This is a genomic window from Fischerella major NIES-592 (genome assembly GCF_001904645.1).
Taxonomy (GTDB): domain Bacteria; phylum Cyanobacteriota; class Cyanobacteriia; order Cyanobacteriales; family Nostocaceae; genus Fischerella; species Fischerella thermalis.
In genome coordinates this window covers 109732-130919 of the sequence record NZ_MRCA01000008.1, presented here as the reverse complement: position 1 = coordinate 130919, position 21188 = coordinate 109732, and the positions used below count along the sequence as shown (strand labels likewise).

The window sequence follows — 21188 nt, the reverse complement described above, 5'->3', positions numbered from 1 at the left end:
GAGGCTGTTTGAGGGGAATTGCCCCTCCATCCGCTATGAGGGAATAATGATCAGCGATCGCCGATCAAACTTTTTGTAGAAGTCGCAAAAAGCTCAAAGGAGAAAGGGATAAAATCTTTCTACTATACACGAAACAACATCAACACTAGCCATAGCTACGCGCTCTAAGCTTGCGTTGGCAAAGTAGGTCGTATTTGTCGGTCATTACTAATTGTCTAAAACTTTGAAATTGCAATGACGACAGTGGTTATACCCTAAATTGGATTTTAGATTGTGAAACATTTACTGGATAAGCTTTGGAGTTATCCATCTGTCGCAATCATTTTTCCAATTGGTATTTAGTTGCTATTTAATCTATAAGTGATGAATACTAATGTTCCTGAGGCAAAATTCTGGGCATTATATTCATCGGTCTATCATCGCTCATTAAATGGGTAGTTAAGTTACTTTTTGGTGACATTCTAGAACTTGTTTATACCTTTACATCTCGCAGTCATTTGATTTTCTTGTTCCATCAAAGAAGTATCAGTCAACGAGCGAAACTTTGATAAAGATTTTTTCACAACTCTAGTTTTTTCTTCAAAATTGGTTTTTGCTGAGGATGGCTGCGCTCGAAATTATCCTTTTTAGGTTTAGGTGCTTGCTGTACTCTAGGTCTGTCTTTCTTAGATGCTTGCTGAACTGTAGCTTTATCCTTCTTGGATGCTTTGAGAAATTTGGGTGGAGTTTCTTGGGGTGGAGCTAATAGTGCTACAAAACCGAAGACATCACGCCCTGGCAGAAATTTCGCTTTGAGGGTGACAAAGGCCGGGTGGCCTTGGTCTTCTTTAGCAGCTTTGGGATTAAATCTAAAGGGTCTGACTGGCGCATCTTTCCAAAGCAAGGGTAAATGGCTAGCCTTCATAAATTTTACTTTTTGGGCAGGTTCGGCTTGCTTAATATATTCCAGTCTTTCGTGAGTAAAGTTGCGGAACACGGAAATGCAAGGAGTAGAACAAACAGGAATAAACTGCCATAGTCCTGAGAATTTAAACTCTAGGTCTAGTAGCTCTCCTGAAACTGCTTCTTCAACTCGCCCTCTGTCAAAGCCAACTAGCTGAAAAGCGATGCGATGCGGTTGCTCTTTGCGTGGAAAATGAATTGCTTTTGGATAAACAACTAAACGTTGATTGCGGTTTCCTGTTGCTTCTATTTCTTTTTGAAGAGCTTCAAATACTTTGCGTTTGCGGGGAACATAGAAAAGTGGGTATTGAGAACGACCGATAGTAACAGTGCTTTTACCGTCCTCAGTTAAGTTAACTTCCCCAGTAATTATCCCAACAGCTTGAAATATCGCTCCTGGATCTTCAATATCTATTTGTGACTCAGCATCCTGATTAACTGGCTCATCCTCAGATAGGCTTTGCAGCAAAGAAGCAGCCTCATCTGAAGTCGGGGAATTTTGTAGAGATTGATCTGGGGAGCTTAGGGAAGTTTTTTCCTGTTGCCCTGCTTGCCCAAAATCCGCTGAGGAATGCAACTCAGGATTATTAGGCTCATTAGGGTTGGGTTCGGCAAATGCCATAGCCATAATAGTTGTTCTTTTGTGAAATCGCTAATTATTCTATTTTATTGTCTACAAATTGTCTACAACATTGTCTACAAAAACGTAGACATTTTGTAGACAAGACTTTACTATGTATACAATTACGTATACATAAGTCTACACAATGGCTAGTAAAGTAATCTCGTTTCGGCTAAGTGAACTCGAAATTCAAGCACTGTCAGCGTTGCAAATTTCCGAGGATGAGTCACTAAACCAAACTGCGGCTAGGTTGCTCAGGGGTATTCTTGGCACGTCCACACCTGCGTCTACAGTGTCTACGAGTGTAGATATCAGAGAGATGGTGAGACAGGAAGTAGAAGCGGCGATTTCCCAGGTCAAAGGTGAGGTGGATAAGCGATTGGGGGAATTAGCCGCCTGAGAGAACAGGCTGAATCTCCCAGGCTCAAATCTAAGCCAAATTTTGAGGCAGCGGGTGATCGCACTTCGGGTTAAAAGAAAAGACCCAGACCATGCATGGAACCCGCGATTTGTTTGAAGCGATCGCGGGCGGCGACTATTATAAATTACGGTCGTCGTGTGGCAGAAGGCTTAGGGATTCCGATTAATTCATCCATGATGCCAACATCTGCTCAATCCGTCAGGGCATAATAGACCAGCCTTGGAATAAATTCCAAGGCTGATGCATCTGTCTAATTTCCCCCTTCTCGTTCAACTTCGTTGCCAAATTTTAATCGTCTTATCCAAACTCCCACTTACTAAAATTTCTCCAGAAGTAGTAAATGCTACTGCCGTTACTGTGTGCAGATGCCCAGTAAAGGTACCTAGTAATTCACCCGTTTGTAAGTGCCATAGTTTAATCGTTTTGTCAGCACTACCACTGGCAATAATTTGTCCATCGGGACTAAGGGCGATCGCATAAACTCCATCTCTATGTCCTTTGAGAGTATGCAACAATTCCCCTGTCTCTAGTTGCCAAACTTTAATGGTTTTATCCCGACTCCCACTGACAAGAATTTGGCGATCGCTACTCATCGCTAAAGAACAAACAATATGACTATGGCCTGTCAGAGTATTTAACAATTGAGCATTGGGAGTCTTACCCTCTTGTTGGCAAACTCGCCATACCTTAATTTTGCGGTAACTGCCTGTAACTAAAATTTCTCCGTCTGGGCTCAAAGCTAGAGAATGAGCAGCAGTATCATCTAAAGAGAGGGCAACTATAACGCGGCGTTGCATTAAGTCCCAAAAGCAAATTGTTCTGTCGTCTCCTCCTGTTGCTAACAGGCGTCCATCTGGAGTAAAAGTAACGCAGCGCACCATGCCATTGTGTTTGTGCAGAATATCGATCAAATCCCTAGCGCCGACATGCCACATTTTGATCGTGGAATCTGCACCTGCACTTACCAAAGTATGACCGTCTGGACTGAAAGCAAGGGCATTTACTTCATCTACTAGTCCAGATAACATCCAGGGATGCTCAGATAAGGTACCTACTAGTTCTCCCTTTGTCAAATCCCATAATTTTGTTTCTCCGCGACTTCCACTGGCTACTAAAGTAGAATTGCCACTTTTTTCACTTCCTGGATAGAAGGCAAGACAGTTTATGCCTCTACTATGCCCTTTGAGTGTTTGCCAACATTCCCAATCACCGATTACGCCTTTGAGAGGATGTTCGGGTGGCACAGTTTGAGTTTTTTCTACCACAAACATTTCATCAAATAACGACGGCGTATCTTGTTTGCTAATTCCTGTTGCTAAATACCAACTCAATCCACCCGCATACAACAAGTGACTGGGAGATACATAAATTTTTGGTTCACTAAATTCAATTTGATTTGTTGGTAAAAAACCAGTAACTATCGCTTGTTTCTCGTAACCTCTTTCACCATGAAATGGATAAAACAAACAGACAAAAATTAATACACTGTAATCTCTTAAATCTTCTTGAGTGACTGACCATTTAATTTTATCTTTTTTTATACCATTAAAACTTTCTCCATCAGCCACACAAACCAGAATTTTCTTTCTGGGATTATCTACCAATAAATAAGGAAATTTACTTTCACCACGTAAATTTCCTTCATCATCTAAAACCATACTTTTTACAGCATCTTGTGGTAATTTTTTCACAGACTTACCCAAGCGTTGAGACATGACTTGATCCACAATTTGCTCTCGCAAGATATAGTCTTCTACTTGCTGCTGAAAGTATGCTGAAAAGGGTATATTCCAATCGGAAAATTCTGGATAATCAGGTGGTGTAGGAGGTGGATTTTTACCAAGAATTTCTGCTTGTTGACAAGCAACTGTCAACATTTTTTCCAGTGCTTCGCCTGAAAATGCCATGATTTCAGTGTGGCAACCTCTGACTTGAGTTTCCAGCAAAGATACATTATGAGTCCTGGTTTTTTTCACCCGTTGAAGGAAATCAGCTTGTTGAGCTTTGAGTAAGCTAATCCAATCCATCGAAAACCTCGCAAGGGTACTGCAACCTTATAGCGCCAGCAATTAGTTGTGCAGAGAATTTAATAAAATTAGAAGGAAGAATAAGTCATAAATGAGCAAGTTCCATAAGTAAAGCTATGGAATTTAAAATAGATTTTTTGTTATTTTTCCATGAATCTAATAACTTGATTTTATCAATCAAGTTAATTTTCCCCGCCGAAATAATCACGATTTGTATCTCCAGGTAACTTAATTCAAGCTTGGTATATAGCACCCCTTAAAGGTTAAATTTTAATCTGTCAATTTGGACACAGACATCTTCCTGATAATTCATCAAAAAGCTACTGCATATTTACGTTAGGCTATACAGATCCAACAGTTCAACAACTAGTCAATCATATTATTGGAATGCATGGACAGACACAACTACTCACCAGATATTGATATCGTAGGTGACAAATTCAGACTGAATAAATTAGCTGATAGCAGTTTATTCTAACGAACCAGGAAAAGAAAATACTGTTCGCGCAGAAGCAGTTGCTGAGGAAAATGGCGAGTTAGACGCGATCGCATATATTTACCTCAAACGTCATATTGCTAAAAAAGGTGTGCGATCGCATTTTGCGATTGAGATTATGAAAAGCAATCTCGACCATGTAGGTAATGGGTAATTGGTAATGAGTAATTAAGATACTGATAATTTTCCAATGCCCAATAACCAACAGCGAAGCATAATATTGTAAGCAATTAGCCTCAGAACTTATATAATCGAGTTGTTAACAAAAAATTTCTTAAAATGGGGTTACAGCCTCGAAGGGACGAAAATCATCAACAGTAATTTGTCAAAATATGTAGAGACATTGCACTGCAACGTCTCCACAAAATCGATGGGGTGCGATTTTATCCGCTATCATCCCAAAATTATGCAACGCCTTAAAATCATCCCAATTATTGATAGTCTTTTTATCTGCCACTGCCACGGCCATCACTATCGATATTAGCCACATACTGCCCAAACGCTTGAATTTTCATAAGATGCTCCCTAATGATCTATCTAATATCATCTACAAAAACGAGTGAAAATAACAGGATCACTGACCTAGCAATTGGCATTTTGGCAGAAAGCGAACTTCAAAGCTTTTTTAATCAGATAATAATTAACGTCTAATGTGAATTAACAAAGGCGCTAATAGATCATGGGAAATACTCAACAAACCAATAACCATCCAACCACCCATGAAAGATCCATCTGTGTTATCTGTGTTTATCGGTGTGTATCGGTGGTCGATTTCTAAAAAAACGTTTTTTACCAGGCGCAAGGAATATTGCGTCTCCATATTCAATTCACATCAGGCGTAATTAATGATCATCAATGGGAAATATTGAGTTTCTGTAATTGCGCCAACCTGTAGGTGTTTGACACACAGAGGAACATTTTATACTTGAAAGCTTTGTCAGTTCTGGGTTTGAACTCCTCACATCTCATCAGAGATTGGCGCAATGTCTAAAACTCTCACCAGTCAAGCTTTTGAGATGATTTTTCCGGCCCACCCTTGACACTGCGATCGCTCAAAAGAAAATATTACAATCTGCCGTTGCAACTAACACAAATCCCTATTAGGGATTGGGCGTTGCATATTTACGGGATGAATGTATTTACTATTACAAAATAAAATTTTATTCTTGGTGTCTTCGTGACTTAGTGGTTCAATCTTTATCCCTAATATGTGCAACGCCAAGAATTAAAACGAATTCCACACTTGTTAAGCGCTGAAATAAACTTCGCGCTTAAAATTAACATCAGAATTGAAACATAAAAATATCCTCCAATTTTACCACAATGAGGGTTGCAACTGAAACAAATCCCAATCTTCAAGTAGTATATTCAGCGTTAATTTTCACATAGTCATAACTTAAATCACAACCCCAAGCTTTACTGGAAGCATGACCGTTACCAACACTTACAGAAATTAACACAGTATCTTCCTGGAGATACGCACCCGCAGCTGCTTTTTGTAGATATTCACTTGCTGCTTTGCGATCAAAAGCTAGGGGTTGACCATTTTCCATCATTAAAAAATTCCCTAACTGAATTTTAAGGTTCTCTTGTTCAAAAGGCACACCTGCACGTCCCGCAGCAGCAGCAATGCGTCCCCAGTTAGGATCACGGCCAAAAATCGCAGATTTGACTAAAGATGAGCCTGCAATAGTTTTGGCAATTTGACGTGCTGCTTGTTCATCCTGTGTGCCAGTGACTTGTACTTCTATCAAACAAGTTGCACCTTCACCATCACGAGCGATCGCTTTTGCTAAATGCTGGCATACTGCTGTTAACATCGCTTCTAATTTTTCGGCTTCGTGTCCCATTTCGGTAATTGCTGGGGTGCGGGATTCACCATTGGCAAGGGCGATTAAACTATCATTAGTACTCGTATCGCCATCAACAGTAATCGCATTAAAACTTTTATCTGCTGCTCTAGTTAACATTTGCTGCCAAAGATGAGGAGAAACGGCGGCATCACAGGTGACAAATGCTAGCATTGTGGCCATATTTGGATGGATCATGCCAGAACCTTTGGCAATACCACCAATTCTGACTGGGCGATCGCTGATAGTTGTTTCTAGGGCGATTGATTTTGGCACTAAGTCTGTAGTAATAATTGCACCTGCGGCAGCATCGGAACCAGTTTCTGATAGTGCTGCGACTAGTTGGGGAATTGCGGCTTTGAGTTTATTCATCGGTATGCGCTGACCAATTACCCCAGTCGAAGCCAGTAGCACAGAGTCACTGGAGATATTCAAGGCTTGAGCGATCGCCATTGCAGATTCTAAGGTATCTAGCCAGCCTTGCTCACCTGTAGCAGCATTTGCTTGTCCGGCGTTGCAGAGAATAGCACGGGCGCTGTGCTTAACTTGTAGACGTTGGCGACAATAATCTACACACGCCGCCCTCACTTGAGAGGTTGTGAATACTCCGGCGGCGATCGCTTCTACATCTGATACAATCAATGCCAAATCTGGCAACCCCGAAGATTTTAATCCTGCCTTAATCCCAGCTGCCTGATATCCTCTCGGTGCAGTCACACCACCAGTAATTTCATGCCAGTCTGCCATGATTTTCCCCTTGCAACTATTACCCGGTTGACTGGCGATTATATCAAGCTTTTGTTGTTTGTTGGTTGTTACTTATTGCAAACAACCACCAACCACCAACAACTAACCAAAAAAAAGAGAGAGCCACTTGGGCAGCTCTCCAGATCATCAGGGTGCATCTATATAGCATAGTATACCATGTTTGGGGTGAGGGGCAATACACCTCAATAAACTTGTTTTGTTTCTAGTTAAACGACTGGATGTAGCAAAGGTAATAAGGAAAAATATTTTGTGTTGATGGTTGCTAAATCGTACTGCGATCGCAACAAATAAAAAAAGAGAGCCTTTTGGGCAGCTCTCCAGATCATCAGGGTGCATCTACTTATCACAATATATCATATCTGGGATGTGGGGCAACACCCCCTACTGAGTTTTTTATCAAAATTTCCTGAAAAATCTCCGTAAATGCACTATTGGGGAGAACAACAGTTTGTTTTGCCATTTTAATTCTTCAAAGATACCCAGTAAATAACCTGAGTAAAAATTAATCATAAAAAAAAGAGAGAGCCACTTGGGCAGCTCTCCAGATCATCAGGGTGCATCTAACTAGCACAGTATAGCATTATAGGCATGAGGGGTGACACCCCTTTTTGAATTGATTTATTAAAAAATTGTAAAAGTATCTGGAGGAAAGGGATCGGGGACACGGGAGACAAGGGGGACACGGGAGACAAGGGAGACAAGGGAAATATTACACTCCTCACACTCCTCACACTCCCAGACGCGCCATGGCGCGTCTCTACATTACTCCCCATCTCCCCATCTCCCCATCTCCCCATCTTCCCATCTCCCCAATCCCTAAGCATTCAACTTCTTCTCTACCAATTGGTTAGTCAGCTTGGGGTCAGCGCGTTTGTTGGTCTTTTTCAGGACTTGTCCGACAAAGAAACCTTTGAGATTGACGTTACCGTTGCGGTACTTCTCTAATTCTTTGGGGTTTGCAGCAATCACTTCATCAATGATGGGTTCTAAAACATTGGGGTCAGTGATTAACTCTTGACCTGCAAAAGCTTTTTCGGGAGCAACACCACTTAGTAAATCGGGCAATTTTTCTTTAGCTTGGGCGTTGCTAATTTTGCCTTTTTCAATCCGACTGATGACATCAGCGAGATTGGTAGGTGTAAGAGCAATTTCGGTAATACTGAGTTTATTTTTGTTGAGGTAAGCAGCGATATCTTGAGTAATCCAGTTTGCAGCTGCTTTGGGGTTTGCACCGCTAGCGATCGCCGCTTCAAAATACTCAGCAGTAGCACGTTCCTCTGTCAAAACTCGCGCATCATAAGTTGAAAGTCCCAACTCATCTTCGTAGCGACGGCGTTTTTCGGCTGGTAGTTCCGGTAATTCATTTCGCCATTGTAGTAATTGTTCTTCTGAGACTTCAATGGGTGCTAAATCTGGTTCTGGGAAGTAGCGGTAATCGCTAGAACCTTCTTTAGTTCGCATACTAATTGTGCGTTGAGTGCTTTCTTCCCACAAGCGTGTTTCTTGAATAATGCGTTCACCGGCTTCTATGGCTGCGATTTGTCGTTCAATTTCATATTCAATCGCCTTTTGGATGGCGTTGAACGAGTTCATGTTTTTAATTTCTACTTTCGTGCCAAACTTTTGTTGACCGACGGGACGCACAGAAATATTTACATCACAACGCAGTGAACCTTCTTGCATATTGCCATCACTGACACCGAGATAACGCATGATCCGGCGTAATTCTTGGGCGTATTCCGCAGCTTCTTGTCCAGAACGTAAATCTGGTTCTGAGACAATTTCTACCAAAGGGACACCAGCACGGTTGTAGTCTACCAAAGAATAGGAAGAACCAGACAGGCGATCGCTACCGGCGTGTACTAATTTTCCTGCATCTTCTTCCATGTGCAGACGGGTGATACCAATTTTTTTACGGATGGGGTTTCCATCTTGGTCTACTAACTCAATTTCTAACCAACCGTGTTCGGCAATGGGTAGATCATATTGAGAAATTTGGTAATTTTTGGGAAGGTCAGGATAAAAATATTGTTTGCGATCAAACTTGCTGTATTTGGCAATTTGACAGTTGAGTGCTAAACCGGCTTTGACGGCGTATTCTAAAACTTTTTCGTTGAGTACAGGTAAAACCCCTGGCAAACCCATGCAAACAGGGTCAATATTAGTATTGGGGTCAGCTCCGAATTTTGTGGAACTACTAGAGAAAATTTTTGTTTTGGTATTCAGCTGACAATGGGTTTCTAGACCAATTATTGCTTCGTACTCTGTTTTTACTGTTGTAGCAGCAGTCATAAAAACACAAATTATGGTTAATTCTTGTTCAGGCTACTATTTTAGACTGGGATGGACAGTGCTTGAATACGGTTATTTAGATAGGTGTAGGGTGTGTAAGGCTGAAGCAATAACGCACCCTACTGGCATGGCAAGACTAAATTTGTGTATTAATAAACAGGTAAAGGTTGATCTAATTGGCTTAACTAGAAGTAGCGGTAGAAACTAGAGGCTGATAGGAAATTTCATTTTTTAGGGGATGACCCTGCTCAAAATCCGTGATGTTGGAGATTGTGGTAGTGGAGATATCAGTTAAAGCATTACGGGTAAAAAATGCTTGATGGGCTGTAATTACAACATTAGAAAATGATTGCAACAGTTGAAAAGCGTCGTCCTGAATCACAGTATCAGATAAATCTCTAAAAAAGAGTTCATCTTCTTGTTCGTAAACATCAATACCCAAGTGACCAATCTGGCCAGATTTGATACCCTCAATTACTGCTGTGGTATCTATTAGCCCACCTCGACTAGTGTTAATCAGCATCATACCAGGTTTCATTTGAGCGATCGCATTTGCATCAATTAAATGATAGGTTTCGGGTGTAAGAGGACAGTGTAAGGAAATAATATCTGCTTTGGCGAATAACTCTGGTAATTCTACATAACGCGCATTAGCGATCGCCTCAAATTTGGGATTGGGATATACATCATACCCCAGCAAATGACAGCCAAATCCCTGCATAATTTGAGCAAAAATCATCCCGATTTTGCCTGTACCAATAATGCCGACGGTGCTACCATGCAAATCGAAGCCTAGTAGCCCTTCTAGGGAAAAATTATCATCCCGCACTCGGTTGTAAGCGCGATACAGGCGGCGATTCAACATCAAAACCAAACCAACAGCATGTTCCGCCACAGAAAAGGGAGAGTAAACCGTGACTCGTGCTACCTTAATTCCCAATTCTGCGGCTGTTTTTAGGTCTACATTGTTGAAACCAGTAGAACGTAGTGCTATAAAACGAGTACCCTGTGCAGCCAAAATTTTTAAGGTTTCAGTACCCACATCATCATTGACAAAAGCGCAAACTGCTGGAAAATCAGCCGCCAGAGAAGCTGTTTTCGGGTTGAGTCTAGTGTCAAAGTAAACCAACTCATGATTTGCTTGGGCTGTTGCATTTGCTGCATCCAAAAATTCGCGGTCATAAGACTTGGTGCTGAAAACTGCAACTCTCATAAAAATTATCGGACGAACTCAATACCTAAATTTTCAGCTGCAATGATTCTCTACTATTACGAGAGTGTACACAAGAGCAAATAAACCAATTAATACCATTTTAGATTTTTGATTGGGAAATTTTGAGCGATCGCTTCCCAAACACTCATACAAATCCCCATAATCATCGACTGGAACAATTTTTGGCTGCAATTACACCCGCAAATCCTCAATATTCTCCCTTCAAACCTCAACATTCTCGTTTGAAACTCAAAAATTCTCACTTCCAACTACTTGGTTTTTCCCATTACCTAATTACCCATTACCAATTACCGACCTTCACAGATATAATAAGTCTTCAAACGGACATGATATGGTTGGTCATTATTACCAAACAAACGGAATTAAACGACTACTAGATTTCTGATAATCAGCATAGTTTGTATACTTGACAGACATAGACTGTTCTTTTTGAGAAATACGCTGCAAATAAATAATTAATATCACTGCTGGAACTAAATAAGCCCAAACAGAACCAGCTACAACTGCAAAACTCAGATACCGCAACAAATCACCAAAGTAATTGATGTTGCGGGAAAAGCGCCAGATTTCGTCACGAACTAATTCTGCACCGTATTGCTTGGCTGTCAGTTTTTGGATATCGGCGGTGGCGTTGATAAGAGTGCCAAAGATGTATAAAGGTAATGCGACAGCAGTAGCGATCGCTGATAAGGGAACAGGATTAGTAAATGCTAGGTATCCTGGTAATGAATAAAAAGCACCGACAAATAAGAGGGACAAGATTAACCCACCAATCCCTACAGGTTCACTAAATATCTGTCGCCGTTGGGGGAAAAGCCACTGTTCCAGCAACCACCAGAGACAGTAGCTGACATGCAGACACAGATATATTACTTGTCGGAAGTCTTGGATACCAAAAACAAAGCTATAAATTAGTAACAAGACAATAGTCAAAACCTTGGCTATGTTAATCGCCGTCAATGCTGTCAATCCTGATTTTTCCGCGTTAGCAGTATTTTCCATGAGTATAACAATCCAGTTATCTTAATTCAGAAGGCAGTCTCGATGAAACAAGCTTCACGAGCTTTGTCATGAAAAACCTCACCCCCTACCCCTAATCCCCACTCCCCCAAGGGAGTGGGGACCCCGAGTTCCCCTCTCCTTGGTAAGGAGAGGGGTGTCCGATAGGATGGGGTGAGGTTACTTTCAAGTCAGTCTCGATCCCCGATTCCTTTTGATCATCTACGACGATTTACAAGTATTGTGCTAGCTTGGTCAACAGGCATCAAGATTACTTGATTAATATTGACATGGGATGGTCGGGTGGCACAGAAAAACACTACATCAGCGACATCTGCGGCGGTGAGGGGAGTTACTCCTTGGTAAACTTGGTTGGCACGTTCTGTATTACCATGAAAGCGCACTTCGCTAAATTCCGTTTCTACCATACCGGGATCAACAGAACTGACTTTCACCGAAGTTCCCAACAAATCTTGTTTTAAACCTTCAGAAATCGCTCTGACTGCGGCTTTTGTACCACAGTAAACATTACCACCAGGATAAGTTTGATAGCCAGCGATCGAACCAATATTGATCACATGACCGCGATCGCGACTTACCATCCCAGGTACAACATAGCGGGTGAGGTAAAGTAAACCCTTGATATTGGTATCAATCATCTCTTCCCAATCTGCAAATTCGCCCTCATGCAGTTTATCTAAACCACGACTTAAACCAGCATTATTGATGAGAATATCAATCTCTGACCAAGCAGGGGGAAGACTAGAAATAGCAGATTCTACAGCAGAGCGATCGCGTACATCTAACTGTAATAAATGTATCTGTTCAGATGTGCTGTGGTACTTTTCGACAAGACTATCTGCCAACTCTTGCAAACGTTCCTGACGTCGCGCTGCTAAAATCAATTTTGCCCCAGCACTAGCGAATACTGTCGCACAAGCAGCACCAATACCACTACTGGCGCCGGTAATCAGAACGATTTGATTTTGTAGAGAAAGCATTTTTGGTCAATTGTCAAGGGTCAAGGGTTAGTTCTTTGGTTTTGTAAACCTAAGCAATAAGTTTTCTTCGTGTCTTGGTGTCTTTGTGGTGAAAAAATAAATCTTTATTAACCACCAAGACACTAAGACACCAAGTCGAATCTGGAAAAACTGGGTAATGAAAGCAGATTTTTGGCATTGCTGAATCAAGATATGAATTTACAATTCACGGATATGTAGAGACGTAGCAATGCTACGTCTCTACAAAAATGTATACAAACATAATTCATGACCAGATTGAGCAACGCCAGATTTTTTATCCACGTTGAAAGGACTGGTGTCATGTGTCAATGGTCATTGGTAAAAACTCTGGACAATTGACCATTGACAATGGACTAATTATTTTTTCACCACTTGCATTCGTTGAGTGATCATTGTCATACCATCTCCGCGCATAATCACCGCCGATACCCATTGACTACCAGGAGTCATGGGTGCTTTACCAATTTTGAAAAGTCCACCAGATGAAAGTAATTCTAAATCTACGGGTGTAGGGCTGAGATATTTGTTTGCTTGGATTGGTTCTTCCAAAGCTGTTCCCAAAATATAATCTTCACCTAAGGGTTCTTGGACGATCGCATCAAAGTTATATTGCTGACCGATTGTTACCTGTTGTGGCAATTTAAAATCAATTTGGGGTGGTTTACTGCCAGAAGTAACTTGGGTACGTTCGGACAAAATGTCTTGACGAAGGATTTTTCCCCCAGAAACTTGCTGTCGTGAGGTAATTGTGGCTGATAGAGCCATGTTATTATTGTTTGGGGAAGGTAGGCTGGTTATTTTTGTGACTGTGTCGGCGATGATCACATTACCTTGAGGTTTCCACGATTGCAATTGTGTACTGTATCTCAGCTGGGGATATTGTTTCCAAAGCGCATTCAAAGCTTGTTCCATGGTTTGATAGTTTAATCCATCCCCATGCTTGAAACTGGGGCTGTAGAATTGCATTACCGCTTTGACATTACGCTGGTTTGCTGCTGTATCAATTTGCGTCAAGAGGTTTTTGAGTTCAGGGGGTGCGTTTGTTGGCGCACTGGCTTGGGCGCATTTCCAACCAGCAGTAAAACCGAGAGTGAGTAGGAGCAAAATTAGCCAACGGCTGGATGCAAAGCGTGATTGGCGTTTGGAGAGTAGGAGAATCAGTCTACGCATTGGTATTAGGTTGGTAGTTTGATTACAAAAGAAATTTCCATCTTAAAATCAAACCCATGAATGTAAAGCTGTTGCAGATTAATTTCCGAAACAGTTTACAACAAGGTAGGGAAATTGTTTTATCTTAGTGAAACTAAGCGTTGACATGGTAGTGGGTAGATGGTAGACGCAGCAACAAAGTTATTGATAGCAGCAAGTGGAACTGGTGGACACTTATTTCCAGCGATCGCATTGGCGCAAAAATTGCCAGATTATCAAATCGAATGGTTAGGTGTACCCAATCGGCTAGAAACTCAGCTTGTCCCCCAACAGTATAAATTGAATACTATTTCTGTTGAAGGATTTCAAAAAGGTTTTGGTATATCATCGCTACTGACGTTAGGTAAACTTGTCGGTTCCGTTCTTAAAGTTAGAAAGATTTTACAAAATGGTCAATTTCAGGGAGTATTTACCACAGGAGGATATATTGCTGGACCGGCGGTGATTGCGGCGCGATCGCTAGGGATACCCGTGATTCTCCACGAAGCAAATGCTTTCCCAGGAAAAGTCACCCGCTTTTTCGGACCTTGGTGCAATGCAGTAGCATTAGGATTTGCAGTTGCTGCGAAGTATTTACCCCGCGCCCAGACGATTTACACTAGTACTCCGGTACGTTCGGAATTTTTAGAACCGGGTGTCGCCTCATCACTAGATTTAGGTATTCCAGAGAATGTACCTGTCATCGTCGTCTTTGGTGGTAGTCAAGGCGCAGTCGCTGTTAACAAGTTGGTGCGTGAGTGTGCAACAGCTTGGTTTGATGCTGGTGCTTGGGTTGTGCATTTGACTGGAGATAAAGATCCAGATGCAGAAAATTTAAAACATCCGCAGTATATTTCTCTGCCCTTTCATAACAACATGGCGGCGTTACTGCAACGGGCAAATTTAGCCATCAGTCGTTCTGGTGCAGGTAGTTTAACAGAATTAGCAGTGTGCGGCACACCTGCAATTTTAATTCCTTATCCGTTTGCAGCGGAAGATCATCAAACCTATAATGCCCAAGTATTCACTTCAGTGGGTGCAGCATTGATGTTTCAACAAAAAGAATTGACAGCTGAGAAATTGCAAACAGAAGTTTTGCGATTGTTACAGTCACCACAAGAGTTAAAAGCAATGGGAGAAAAAGCTAAAACTATTGCACCTGCTGATAGTGCAGAGAAATTAGCCCAGTTAGTGCGGGAAATAGTAGAAAAATAGAGGAAAATAGAAATGTTACGAATTAAAACCAACTTTTAACAACAGCAAACAACTGTGCTTATGGGTAGCTTCATCAAGCGATCGCTATGTTATCCTTTTATGGCTTCCTTGCTCATCGGGTTAACGTGTAATTCAACCATTGCTCAGAATCACAGTAAACATTTTCAGATTAAGCAAAAACCCCCTCAACCTATCAAGATTTCTCAGGCTACTCAAGCCATTGACGAAAAAACAGCCCTCAATTTAGTTTGGAAACTGCCACAAGTACAACGTAAAGCCAGAGAAATCGAAAGACTATCAAAGGGAAAAATACGTGTTGCAGCGATGGTTGATGGTTCTCCGACTCCAGAAGCACCTTACTACACAGTTCAAGTATATGAAAATCATGTAGATTACATTGACACGATTTATTGGTTTCGTGTCTTAAGTCCGAGTGGTGATATCCAAGTTTTAGATATCATCCAGAATGAATACGTATCCTTAGAAAAATGGAAACCCAATTAAATCAGTGATTGGTAATTGGTAATTGGTAATTGGTAGTTTTCTTCCCCATTCCCCATTACCAGCAACGCCTGAATTCCCAGTCTTACCGAACTGAGAACTGAAGCAAATGTCTGAACGCAAATCTATAAGTCCTTGGAAATTCAAACCTTGGTGGTGTCAGCCTTGGTCTATCTTGCTCACAGGTATACTGCTAATTAGTGCAAGCTGGATAATATTCAAGACAGTTTGGCTAACAGTTCTAATTGCCATTCCTGTGCTGACATGGATGGGTTTTTTCTTATTAATCTGGCCACAATTAATAATTCGCAGTGGCATTTTGGAGTCGTATCAATTATCAGACGATGAAATCCCAGAGCAAAATTGACATCTGATGTAAATTGATATAGAGAATGCAAGGAAGATTGCATCTGGTAAAAAATCGTTTTTTTAGAAATCGACCACAGATGAACACCGATAAACACAGATGACACAGATGGATTTTCCGTGGGTGGTTGGCTGGTAATTGGTATGTTTACTATAAACAACAAACTAGTTATTAATTCGAGTCATTTCAAACAATTGTTGGGCATTTCTGCCTAAAAAAGCATCAAACAATACTTGCTTACCTGATTCTTCCACCATATAGCGTTGGGCAATTTCATAATAGGCGTAAGTCCAAGGAATCTGAATTTCTGTGTCAGTCAATTCATCCAATACTGTTACTATCTCCGTTACTGCTTGCGTTGCTGTTTGTCGTAAACCACAAGCAACATCCCCTTCAATTTCTGGTTTCATCGGTACGCCTAAATTCTCCAAACGACGGGCGGTAGTATCAATGTCTGGATATTCTGGGGTATTTTGGCGATTCACATAGCCTGTAAAGTGGTTCACAGCGTAACCGTGCAATAATACCCAAGCGCCATATTGAGTGACTTTATTCACCTGTTCTACTACAGAACGTCGGGGAGGTTGCCAAGGGCAAGTAAAAATTTTCCACAGTTCCTTGGCAAGACGTTTTGTATTATCATCAAAATTCTTAAATATTGCTGAAGGACTTAGTAAATTGACACCTTTTACCGTTTGTTGAATGAGTTGAATAGTCTCTTCTGGCAATTCATCTACAATCAACTCGCTAATAAACAACTTGGGTAAGTCAAATGCTTCTTGTTGCGGATGGCGATAATGACGAGCATAGAGATGGGTTTCACTAAAAGTATACTCTCCAGCCACCTCATAACCTAAAGCTTCGGCAACTTGCCCCAAATACTCAATTCCCAAATTGACTTTACCCTGTGGACTATCCACAGTCATACGTAAAGACCGAAAGGCGATGTGATCATTAGCAACAGTACCGCCTGCTTTAGTGATCATTTGTGCGTAGGTTTGAGCATAACTTACCCTACTGCTATATTCTCGCCAAAGTAATTCCCATAGATGACAAGCAATTTCAGGGTTCATATCAGATTTTGTGAACTGCGCAAGACAAGGGGGACAACAAGGGAGACAAGGAAGACAAGGGGAAAAGGAAGAAAAACCAACCACTAACCACTAACCACTAACGCATGATCTATCTGCGTCCATCGGTGTTCATCTGTGTTCATCTGTGTTCGATTTCTACAGCATTAAACCTCTGCTAATACACTAGCGAAAATCTCCAAAGCAGTTTCAACCTGCTCACTATCAATTACTAACGGTGGACAAAAGCGAATTGCTGCTTTCCCACAACCAAGCAATAATAAACCTCGCAAAAAAGCTGCTTGTAAAATGCGATCGCGTAACTCCCGATCCAAACTTCCTTGATCATCTAATAAATCTACTGCCACCATCAAACCCTTACCACGAGGTAAGGAAACTTTGGGAAACTGTTGATGTAACTTTACTAAGCCAGCTTGCAATAACTCTCCCATTTCGGTAGCATTTCTCATCAAGCCGCCTGCCAATAGTTCTAAAGTCGCAAGCCCAGCAGCACAAGCAACAGGGTTGCCACCAAAAGTAGTAGCATGGGAACCAGGTGGCCAAGTCATGATTTCTGATCGGGCAAGAATTGCACCTAGAGGTAAACCACTGGCGATACCCTTGGCAGTAGTAATAATATCAGGTGTGACGCCCCAATGTTCGATCGCAAACAATCGACCCGTACGCCCCATTCCCGATTGCACTTCATCCACTACCATCAAAATGCCGTAGCGATCGCATATCTCCCGAATCCGTTGTAAAAATCCATTCTCTGGCACAACATAACCACCCTCGCCTTGAATGGGTTCAACGACAATTGCTGCTACTTCATGGGGTGGTAGCATGGCGGGAAATAGTTGTTTTTCTAGGTAATCTAAGCTGGCGTGAGTCCCATAAGGAATATGCGTCACTCCTGGAACGAGAGGGCCAAAACCTGCTCTCTGTACAGCTTTGGAACCAGTCAGAGACATTGCTCCATAGGTGCGCCCGTGAAATGCTCCTAAAAAGGCGATAATTAGGGAACGTTTGGTGTAGTGTCTAGCCAGTTTGATTGCACCCTCGTTAGATTCCGCACCAGAATTAGTAAAAAATACTCGCGCACCGCCAGGAAATTCTACGTGTGCAGCTAACTTTTCCGCCAGTTCTACCATCGGTTTGTAGTAAAAATCCGTACCAGACATGTGTATTAACTTACTGGCTTGTGCTTGGATAGCTTGCACAACTTCTGGATGGGCGTGTCCTGTGGCGGTGACAGCAATTCCCGCCGTCATGTCTAAGAAGACATTGCCATCTACATCTTCGACCATACAACCTTCACCACGACTCACAACTAAGGGATAGTCACGGGTATAGGAAGGAGAAGTCACAGCGCGATCGCGTTCGATAATTTCTCTCGCACGCGGCCCCGGTAAAGAAGTAACTAAGTAAGGCGAGCTTGGTAAGTGCTTATTTATAGAGATACTTAACATAATTTTTTTTAAGGGTTTAAAGATTATCTCTGATTAAATGCTGAGTTGATATTACTTGCAGTAGCTTATGATTCTATTTGTAGTGTATTTACTACAAAATTAGGTGTATACAAAACAACCATAATTGGTAATTAGTGTTTTTCCCCATTACTCGCAACAGTAATTTGGCGTCTTTATACTTATTGGGATTATGTAGTTCAATAACAATTACTTTTTAAATTGCAATTTTTCTAAATAAAACTTTAAATATACATTTAATCTTAAGTAGATCAAGTTTGATTCTCGTAGCTTGAAAACGCTTATATTTCTTGTTAAGTAGCTATTTAGATTAATTTGATAGCTATAACTTTAACTTTGATCCCTGAACCTTATAAGATCGAGTTTGGTTTATAACAAAAAACCTCACCCCTAGCCCCTCTCCTTGGTAAGGAGAGGGGTACCGAAGGCGGGGTGAGGTAAACGGGAATTATAAGTAATCATGTGAACTTGATATTAAATTCGTGGCTCAGGAAATATCAATATATTCGATTCATCGAATGCTTTGGTGTAATTACCGAATATTTTAATGTTAGGTCATTAATTATACATACTATCTTGAAAAGATAGTATGTTTTGCAAATAAGCTAATTGAGCCATATTTCTATGATTCCAGGCCGACATACAGGATAAAATTATCACTGTATTGATTTTTGAGATGACTAACAGCAAAAATTTTCTCTATCGCAATAAGTATATATACTTTTATGTAGTAATATAAAATAAAAGATAAGAAAGTAACTTTTAGTAAAGCTTGACTAAATTCTATAAAGCTACAGAGAAATAGTCAGGTAGATATTTGTTGACCTCGAAAGAGGTAAATTCTTATTTAAAATGAAGAGGTAAATAAGGGAGTGAGCCTGCAAACCCCTATACAAAACAATCGACGTTACGATCCCGATGAGATCGCTAGTTATTACCGCTATCGTCCTTGGCTAGCTTGGGCGCGGGCGCTGAACATCATTTGGTCTTTTGCTGCGTTTATATTTAGCTTGAAGTGGGATGAGTGGCAAAATCAAGTTGAACAGAACAAATCAAAACGCGCAGCCCAATTACGTCAGTTACTAACGCGCCTGGGACCAACTTTTATCAAAGTAGGTCAAGCTTTATCAACAAGACCAGATTTAGTACGTAAAGATTTTTTAGAAGAACTGGTGAAACTGCAAGACCAGTTACCACCGTTTGATAATGCGATCGCCTACCAATTGATTGAAACCGAACTCGGTCGTCCAGTCAAGGAAATATACAGCGAACTGTCACCTAGTCCCGTTGCTGCTGCTAGCTTGGGACAAGTCTACCGGGGTCGTTTGCACACTGGTGAAGAAGTAGCGGTAAAAGTACAACGCCCTAACCTACGCCCAGTTATTACCCTCGATCTTTATTTAATGCGGTGGGCGGCGGGTTGGTTAGCCCCTTGGCTACCTCTGAATCTTGGTCACGATCTGAGGTTGATCGTGGATGAATTTGGCACCAAATTATTTGAGGAAATAGATTATCTCAACGAAGGTCGCAACGCCGAAAAATTTGCTACTAACTTCCGCAACGACCCACGTGTGAAAGTTCCGGCTATTTACTGGCGCTATACTTCCACCAGAGTTTTGACTCTAGAGTGGCTAAATGGATTTAAGTTAACCGATACTCAAAAAGTCAAGGAAGCTGGTTTAGATCCAGAAGCGATCATCGAAATCGGCGTGACTTCAGGTCTACAACAATTATTAGAACATGGTTTCTTCCATGCTGACCCCCACCCCGGCAATTTATTTGCCATGCCAGATGGCAGAATGGGCTATATTGACTTCGGCATGATGGATCAGCTAGATGAAAACATTAAGGAAACTCTAGTAGATGCAGTTGTACATTTAGTTAACAAAGATTACAACGATCTAGCCAAAGATTATGTCAAGCTGGGATTTTTAACACCAGACACAGATATTCGTCCTATAGTACCAGCCCTAGAAGCAACATTAGGCAATGCGATCGGCAAAAATGTCGGAGATTTTAACTTCAAAACCATCACCGATCAATTCTCAGAATTGATGTATGATTATCCCTTCCGAGTCCCCGCTAAGTTTGCTTTAATTATTCGTTCTTTGGTGACTCAAGAAGGTATTGCCCTCAGCCTCAACCCCAACTTTAAAATTGTGGAAGTAGCTTATCCCTACGTCGCAAGGCGTCTGTTGATGGGCGAATCTCCACAATTACGCCGACGGTTATTAGACGTGCTGTTCAAAGATGGTAAATTCCAATGGCAGCGCTTAGAAAATTTAATTGCGATCGCCCGTACCGATGAGAATTTTGATGTCTTACCTACAGCTAAACTGGGGCTACAATACCTCCTATCTGATGAAGGCAAATATCTATGGCGTCAGCTGATATTAGCTCTTACCGAAGATGATCGCCTACATACCGAAGAAGTTCAAAGTTTGTGGAACTTAGTCAAAGATGATTTAAAACCGAATCGATTATTAGATGTGGCGATCGGAGTTTTGACAGATTTATCCAAACAGAGAGTTGCAGCCATATTACCTTCAGTAACTGCGATCACCACTTTTGGCATGAAACGCTAAAAACCCTTATACAGAAAGACACTTGAGGGTCAAGAGTCAACAATTTAAAGTTAATGTTTGACTCTTGACTTTTTAATCTGCACTTTTACCTTGTAAAATCCA

The 21188-nt window shown here is 41.3% G+C and carries 18 protein-coding genes; 6 read left to right on the top strand and 12 right to left on the bottom strand.

Annotation, left to right across the window (positions count from 1 at the left end; all coding sequences use genetic code 11):
• Positions 1-559 precede the first annotated feature (559 nt).
• Positions 560-1570, bottom strand: coding sequence for a hypothetical protein (locus tag NIES592_RS15730; protein WP_062247002.1), 1011 nt, complete (start codon positions 1568-1570; stop codon positions 560-562).
• Positions 1571-1709: 139 nt separating this feature from the next.
• Between NIES592_RS15730 and NIES592_RS15725 the strand changes: the two genes are divergently transcribed.
• Entirely contained in the window at positions 1710-1964 is a 255-nt protein-coding gene (locus NIES592_RS15725; RefSeq protein WP_009459160.1) for a hypothetical protein, read from the top strand.
• A gap of 95 nt (positions 1965-2059) precedes the next feature.
• Positions 2060-2194, top strand: a complete 135-nt coding sequence (locus NIES592_RS25945; protein WP_256678148.1) for a hypothetical protein — start codon at positions 2060-2062, stop codon at positions 2192-2194.
• 60 nt (positions 2195-2254) lie between these two features.
• Here NIES592_RS25945 and NIES592_RS15720 read toward each other — a convergent pair whose 3' ends face one another.
• From NIES592_RS15720 to NIES592_RS15675, 9 genes are all read right to left on the bottom strand, one after another.
• Positions 2255-4012, bottom strand: coding sequence for a WD40 repeat domain-containing protein (locus NIES592_RS15720; RefSeq protein ID WP_073556237.1), 1758 nt, complete (start codon positions 4010-4012; stop codon positions 2255-2257).
• Positions 4013-4548: 536 nt separating this feature from the next.
• Positions 4549-4713 carry a hypothetical protein gene (locus NIES592_RS25270; RefSeq protein WP_178379560.1) on the bottom strand — a complete coding sequence of 55 codons (165 nt, stop codon included), beginning with the start codon at positions 4711-4713 and terminating at the stop codon, positions 4549-4551.
• A 435-nt stretch (positions 4714-5148) separates the two neighbouring features.
• Entirely contained in the window at positions 5149-5328 is a 180-nt protein-coding gene (locus NIES592_RS15715) for a hypothetical protein (protein ID WP_073556236.1), read from the bottom strand.
• A gap of 535 nt (positions 5329-5863) precedes the next feature.
• Complete coding sequence (gene argJ, locus NIES592_RS15710) at positions 5864-7105, bottom strand: bifunctional ornithine acetyltransferase/N-acetylglutamate synthase (protein ID WP_062246996.1); 1242 nt, start codon at positions 7103-7105, stop codon at positions 5864-5866.
• Positions 7106-7942: 837 nt separating this feature from the next.
• On the bottom strand, positions 7943-9418 hold the full coding sequence (gene gatB, locus NIES592_RS15700) for an Asp-tRNA(Asn)/Glu-tRNA(Gln) amidotransferase subunit GatB (protein WP_073556234.1): 1476 nt from the start codon (positions 9416-9418) through the stop codon (positions 7943-7945).
• Between the two features lie 181 nt (positions 9419-9599).
• Positions 9600-10631, bottom strand: a complete 1032-nt coding sequence (locus tag NIES592_RS15695; RefSeq protein ID WP_073556233.1) for a 2-hydroxyacid dehydrogenase — start codon at positions 10629-10631, stop codon at positions 9600-9602.
• Between the two features lie 366 nt (positions 10632-10997).
• Positions 10998-11654 carry a DUF1295 domain-containing protein gene (locus tag NIES592_RS15685; RefSeq protein ID WP_062246990.1) on the bottom strand — a complete coding sequence of 219 codons (657 nt, stop codon included), beginning with the start codon at positions 11652-11654 and terminating at the stop codon, positions 10998-11000.
• Between the two features lie 215 nt (positions 11655-11869).
• Positions 11870-12652 carry an SDR family oxidoreductase gene (locus NIES592_RS15680; RefSeq protein WP_062246988.1) on the bottom strand — a complete coding sequence of 261 codons (783 nt, stop codon included), beginning with the start codon at positions 12650-12652 and terminating at the stop codon, positions 11870-11872.
• Between the two features lie 378 nt (positions 12653-13030).
• On the bottom strand, positions 13031-13843 hold the full coding sequence (locus tag NIES592_RS15675) for a hypothetical protein (protein WP_062246986.1): 813 nt from the start codon (positions 13841-13843) through the stop codon (positions 13031-13033).
• A 159-nt stretch (positions 13844-14002) separates the two neighbouring features.
• On the opposite strand from NIES592_RS15675, the gene murG reads away from it, so the two are divergent.
• The 3 genes from murG (at position 14003) to NIES592_RS15660 (ending at position 15944) form a co-directional block, all read left to right on the top strand.
• Positions 14003-15076, top strand: a complete 1074-nt coding sequence (gene murG, locus NIES592_RS15670) for an undecaprenyldiphospho-muramoylpentapeptide beta-N-acetylglucosaminyltransferase (RefSeq protein WP_073556232.1) — start codon at positions 14003-14005, stop codon at positions 15074-15076.
• A gap of 60 nt (positions 15077-15136) precedes the next feature.
• Positions 15137-15580: a hypothetical protein gene (locus NIES592_RS15665; RefSeq protein ID WP_062246983.1), complete on the top strand. Its 444-nt coding sequence runs from the start codon at positions 15137-15139 to the stop codon at positions 15578-15580.
• Between the two features lie 106 nt (positions 15581-15686).
• Positions 15687-15944 carry a DUF6737 family protein gene (locus tag NIES592_RS15660; protein ID WP_073556231.1) on the top strand — a complete coding sequence of 86 codons (258 nt, stop codon included), beginning with the start codon at positions 15687-15689 and terminating at the stop codon, positions 15942-15944.
• A 164-nt stretch (positions 15945-16108) separates the two neighbouring features.
• On the opposite strand, the gene NIES592_RS15655 is transcribed toward NIES592_RS15660, so the two are convergent.
• Together NIES592_RS15655 and NIES592_RS15650 are read right to left on the bottom strand one after the other, a co-directional pair.
• The gene (locus NIES592_RS15655; RefSeq protein ID WP_062246979.1) at positions 16109-17017 is read right to left on the bottom strand and encodes a DUF1338 domain-containing protein; all 909 of its coding nucleotides are present in this window, start codon (positions 17015-17017) and stop codon (positions 16109-16111) included.
• 164 nt (positions 17018-17181) lie between these two features.
• The gene (locus NIES592_RS15650; protein ID WP_073556230.1) at positions 17182-18483 is read right to left on the bottom strand and encodes an acetyl ornithine aminotransferase family protein; all 1302 of its coding nucleotides are present in this window, start codon (positions 18481-18483) and stop codon (positions 17182-17184) included.
• 890 nt (positions 18484-19373) lie between these two features.
• Here NIES592_RS15650 and NIES592_RS15645 point away from each other — a divergent pair.
• Entirely contained in the window at positions 19374-21086 is a 1713-nt protein-coding gene (locus tag NIES592_RS15645) for an ABC1 kinase family protein (RefSeq protein WP_073556229.1), read from the top strand.
• Positions 21087-21188 lie beyond the last annotated feature (102 nt).

Bases quoted from the DNA above. Each gene is read 5' to 3' on its own strand.
- NIES592_RS15730 (WP_062247002.1), bottom strand. From the start codon at position 1,570: ATGGCTATGGCATTTGCCGAACCCAACCCTAATGAGCCTAATAATCCT.
- NIES592_RS15725 (WP_009459160.1), top strand. From the start codon at position 1,710: ATGGCTAGTAAAGTAATCTCGTTTCGGCTAAGTGAACTCGAAATTCAA.
- NIES592_RS25945 (WP_256678148.1), top strand. From the start codon at position 2,060: ATGGAACCCGCGATTTGTTTGAAGCGATCGCGGGCGGCGACTATTATA.
- NIES592_RS15720 (WP_073556237.1), bottom strand. From the start codon at position 4,012: ATGGATTGGATTAGCTTACTCAAAGCTCAACAAGCTGATTTCCTTCAA.
- NIES592_RS15715 (WP_073556236.1), bottom strand. From the start codon at position 5,328: ATGGAGACGCAATATTCCTTGCGCCTGGTAAAAAACGTTTTTTTAGAA.
- argJ (WP_062246996.1), bottom strand. From the start codon at position 7,105: ATGGCAGACTGGCATGAAATTACTGGTGGTGTGACTGCACCGAGAGGA.
- gatB (WP_073556234.1), bottom strand. From the start codon at position 9,418: ATGACTGCTGCTACAACAGTAAAAACAGAGTACGAAGCAATAATTGGT.
- NIES592_RS15695 (WP_073556233.1), bottom strand. From the start codon at position 10,631: ATGAGAGTTGCAGTTTTCAGCACCAAGTCTTATGACCGCGAATTTTTG.
- NIES592_RS15685 (WP_062246990.1), bottom strand. From the start codon at position 11,654: ATGGAAAATACTGCTAACGCGGAAAAATCAGGATTGACAGCATTGACG.
- NIES592_RS15680 (WP_062246988.1), bottom strand. From the start codon at position 12,652: ATGCTTTCTCTACAAAATCAAATCGTTCTGATTACCGGCGCCAGTAGT.
- NIES592_RS15675 (WP_062246986.1), bottom strand. From the start codon at position 13,843: ATGCGTAGACTGATTCTCCTACTCTCCAAACGCCAATCACGCTTTGCA.
- murG (WP_073556232.1), top strand. From the start codon at position 14,003: ATGGTAGACGCAGCAACAAAGTTATTGATAGCAGCAAGTGGAACTGGT.
- NIES592_RS15665 (WP_062246983.1), top strand. From the start codon at position 15,137: ATGGGTAGCTTCATCAAGCGATCGCTATGTTATCCTTTTATGGCTTCC.
- NIES592_RS15660 (WP_073556231.1), top strand. From the start codon at position 15,687: ATGTCTGAACGCAAATCTATAAGTCCTTGGAAATTCAAACCTTGGTGG.
- NIES592_RS15655 (WP_062246979.1), bottom strand. From the start codon at position 17,017: ATGAACCCTGAAATTGCTTGTCATCTATGGGAATTACTTTGGCGAGAA.
- NIES592_RS15650 (WP_073556230.1), bottom strand. From the start codon at position 18,483: ATGTTAAGTATCTCTATAAATAAGCACTTACCAAGCTCGCCTTACTTA.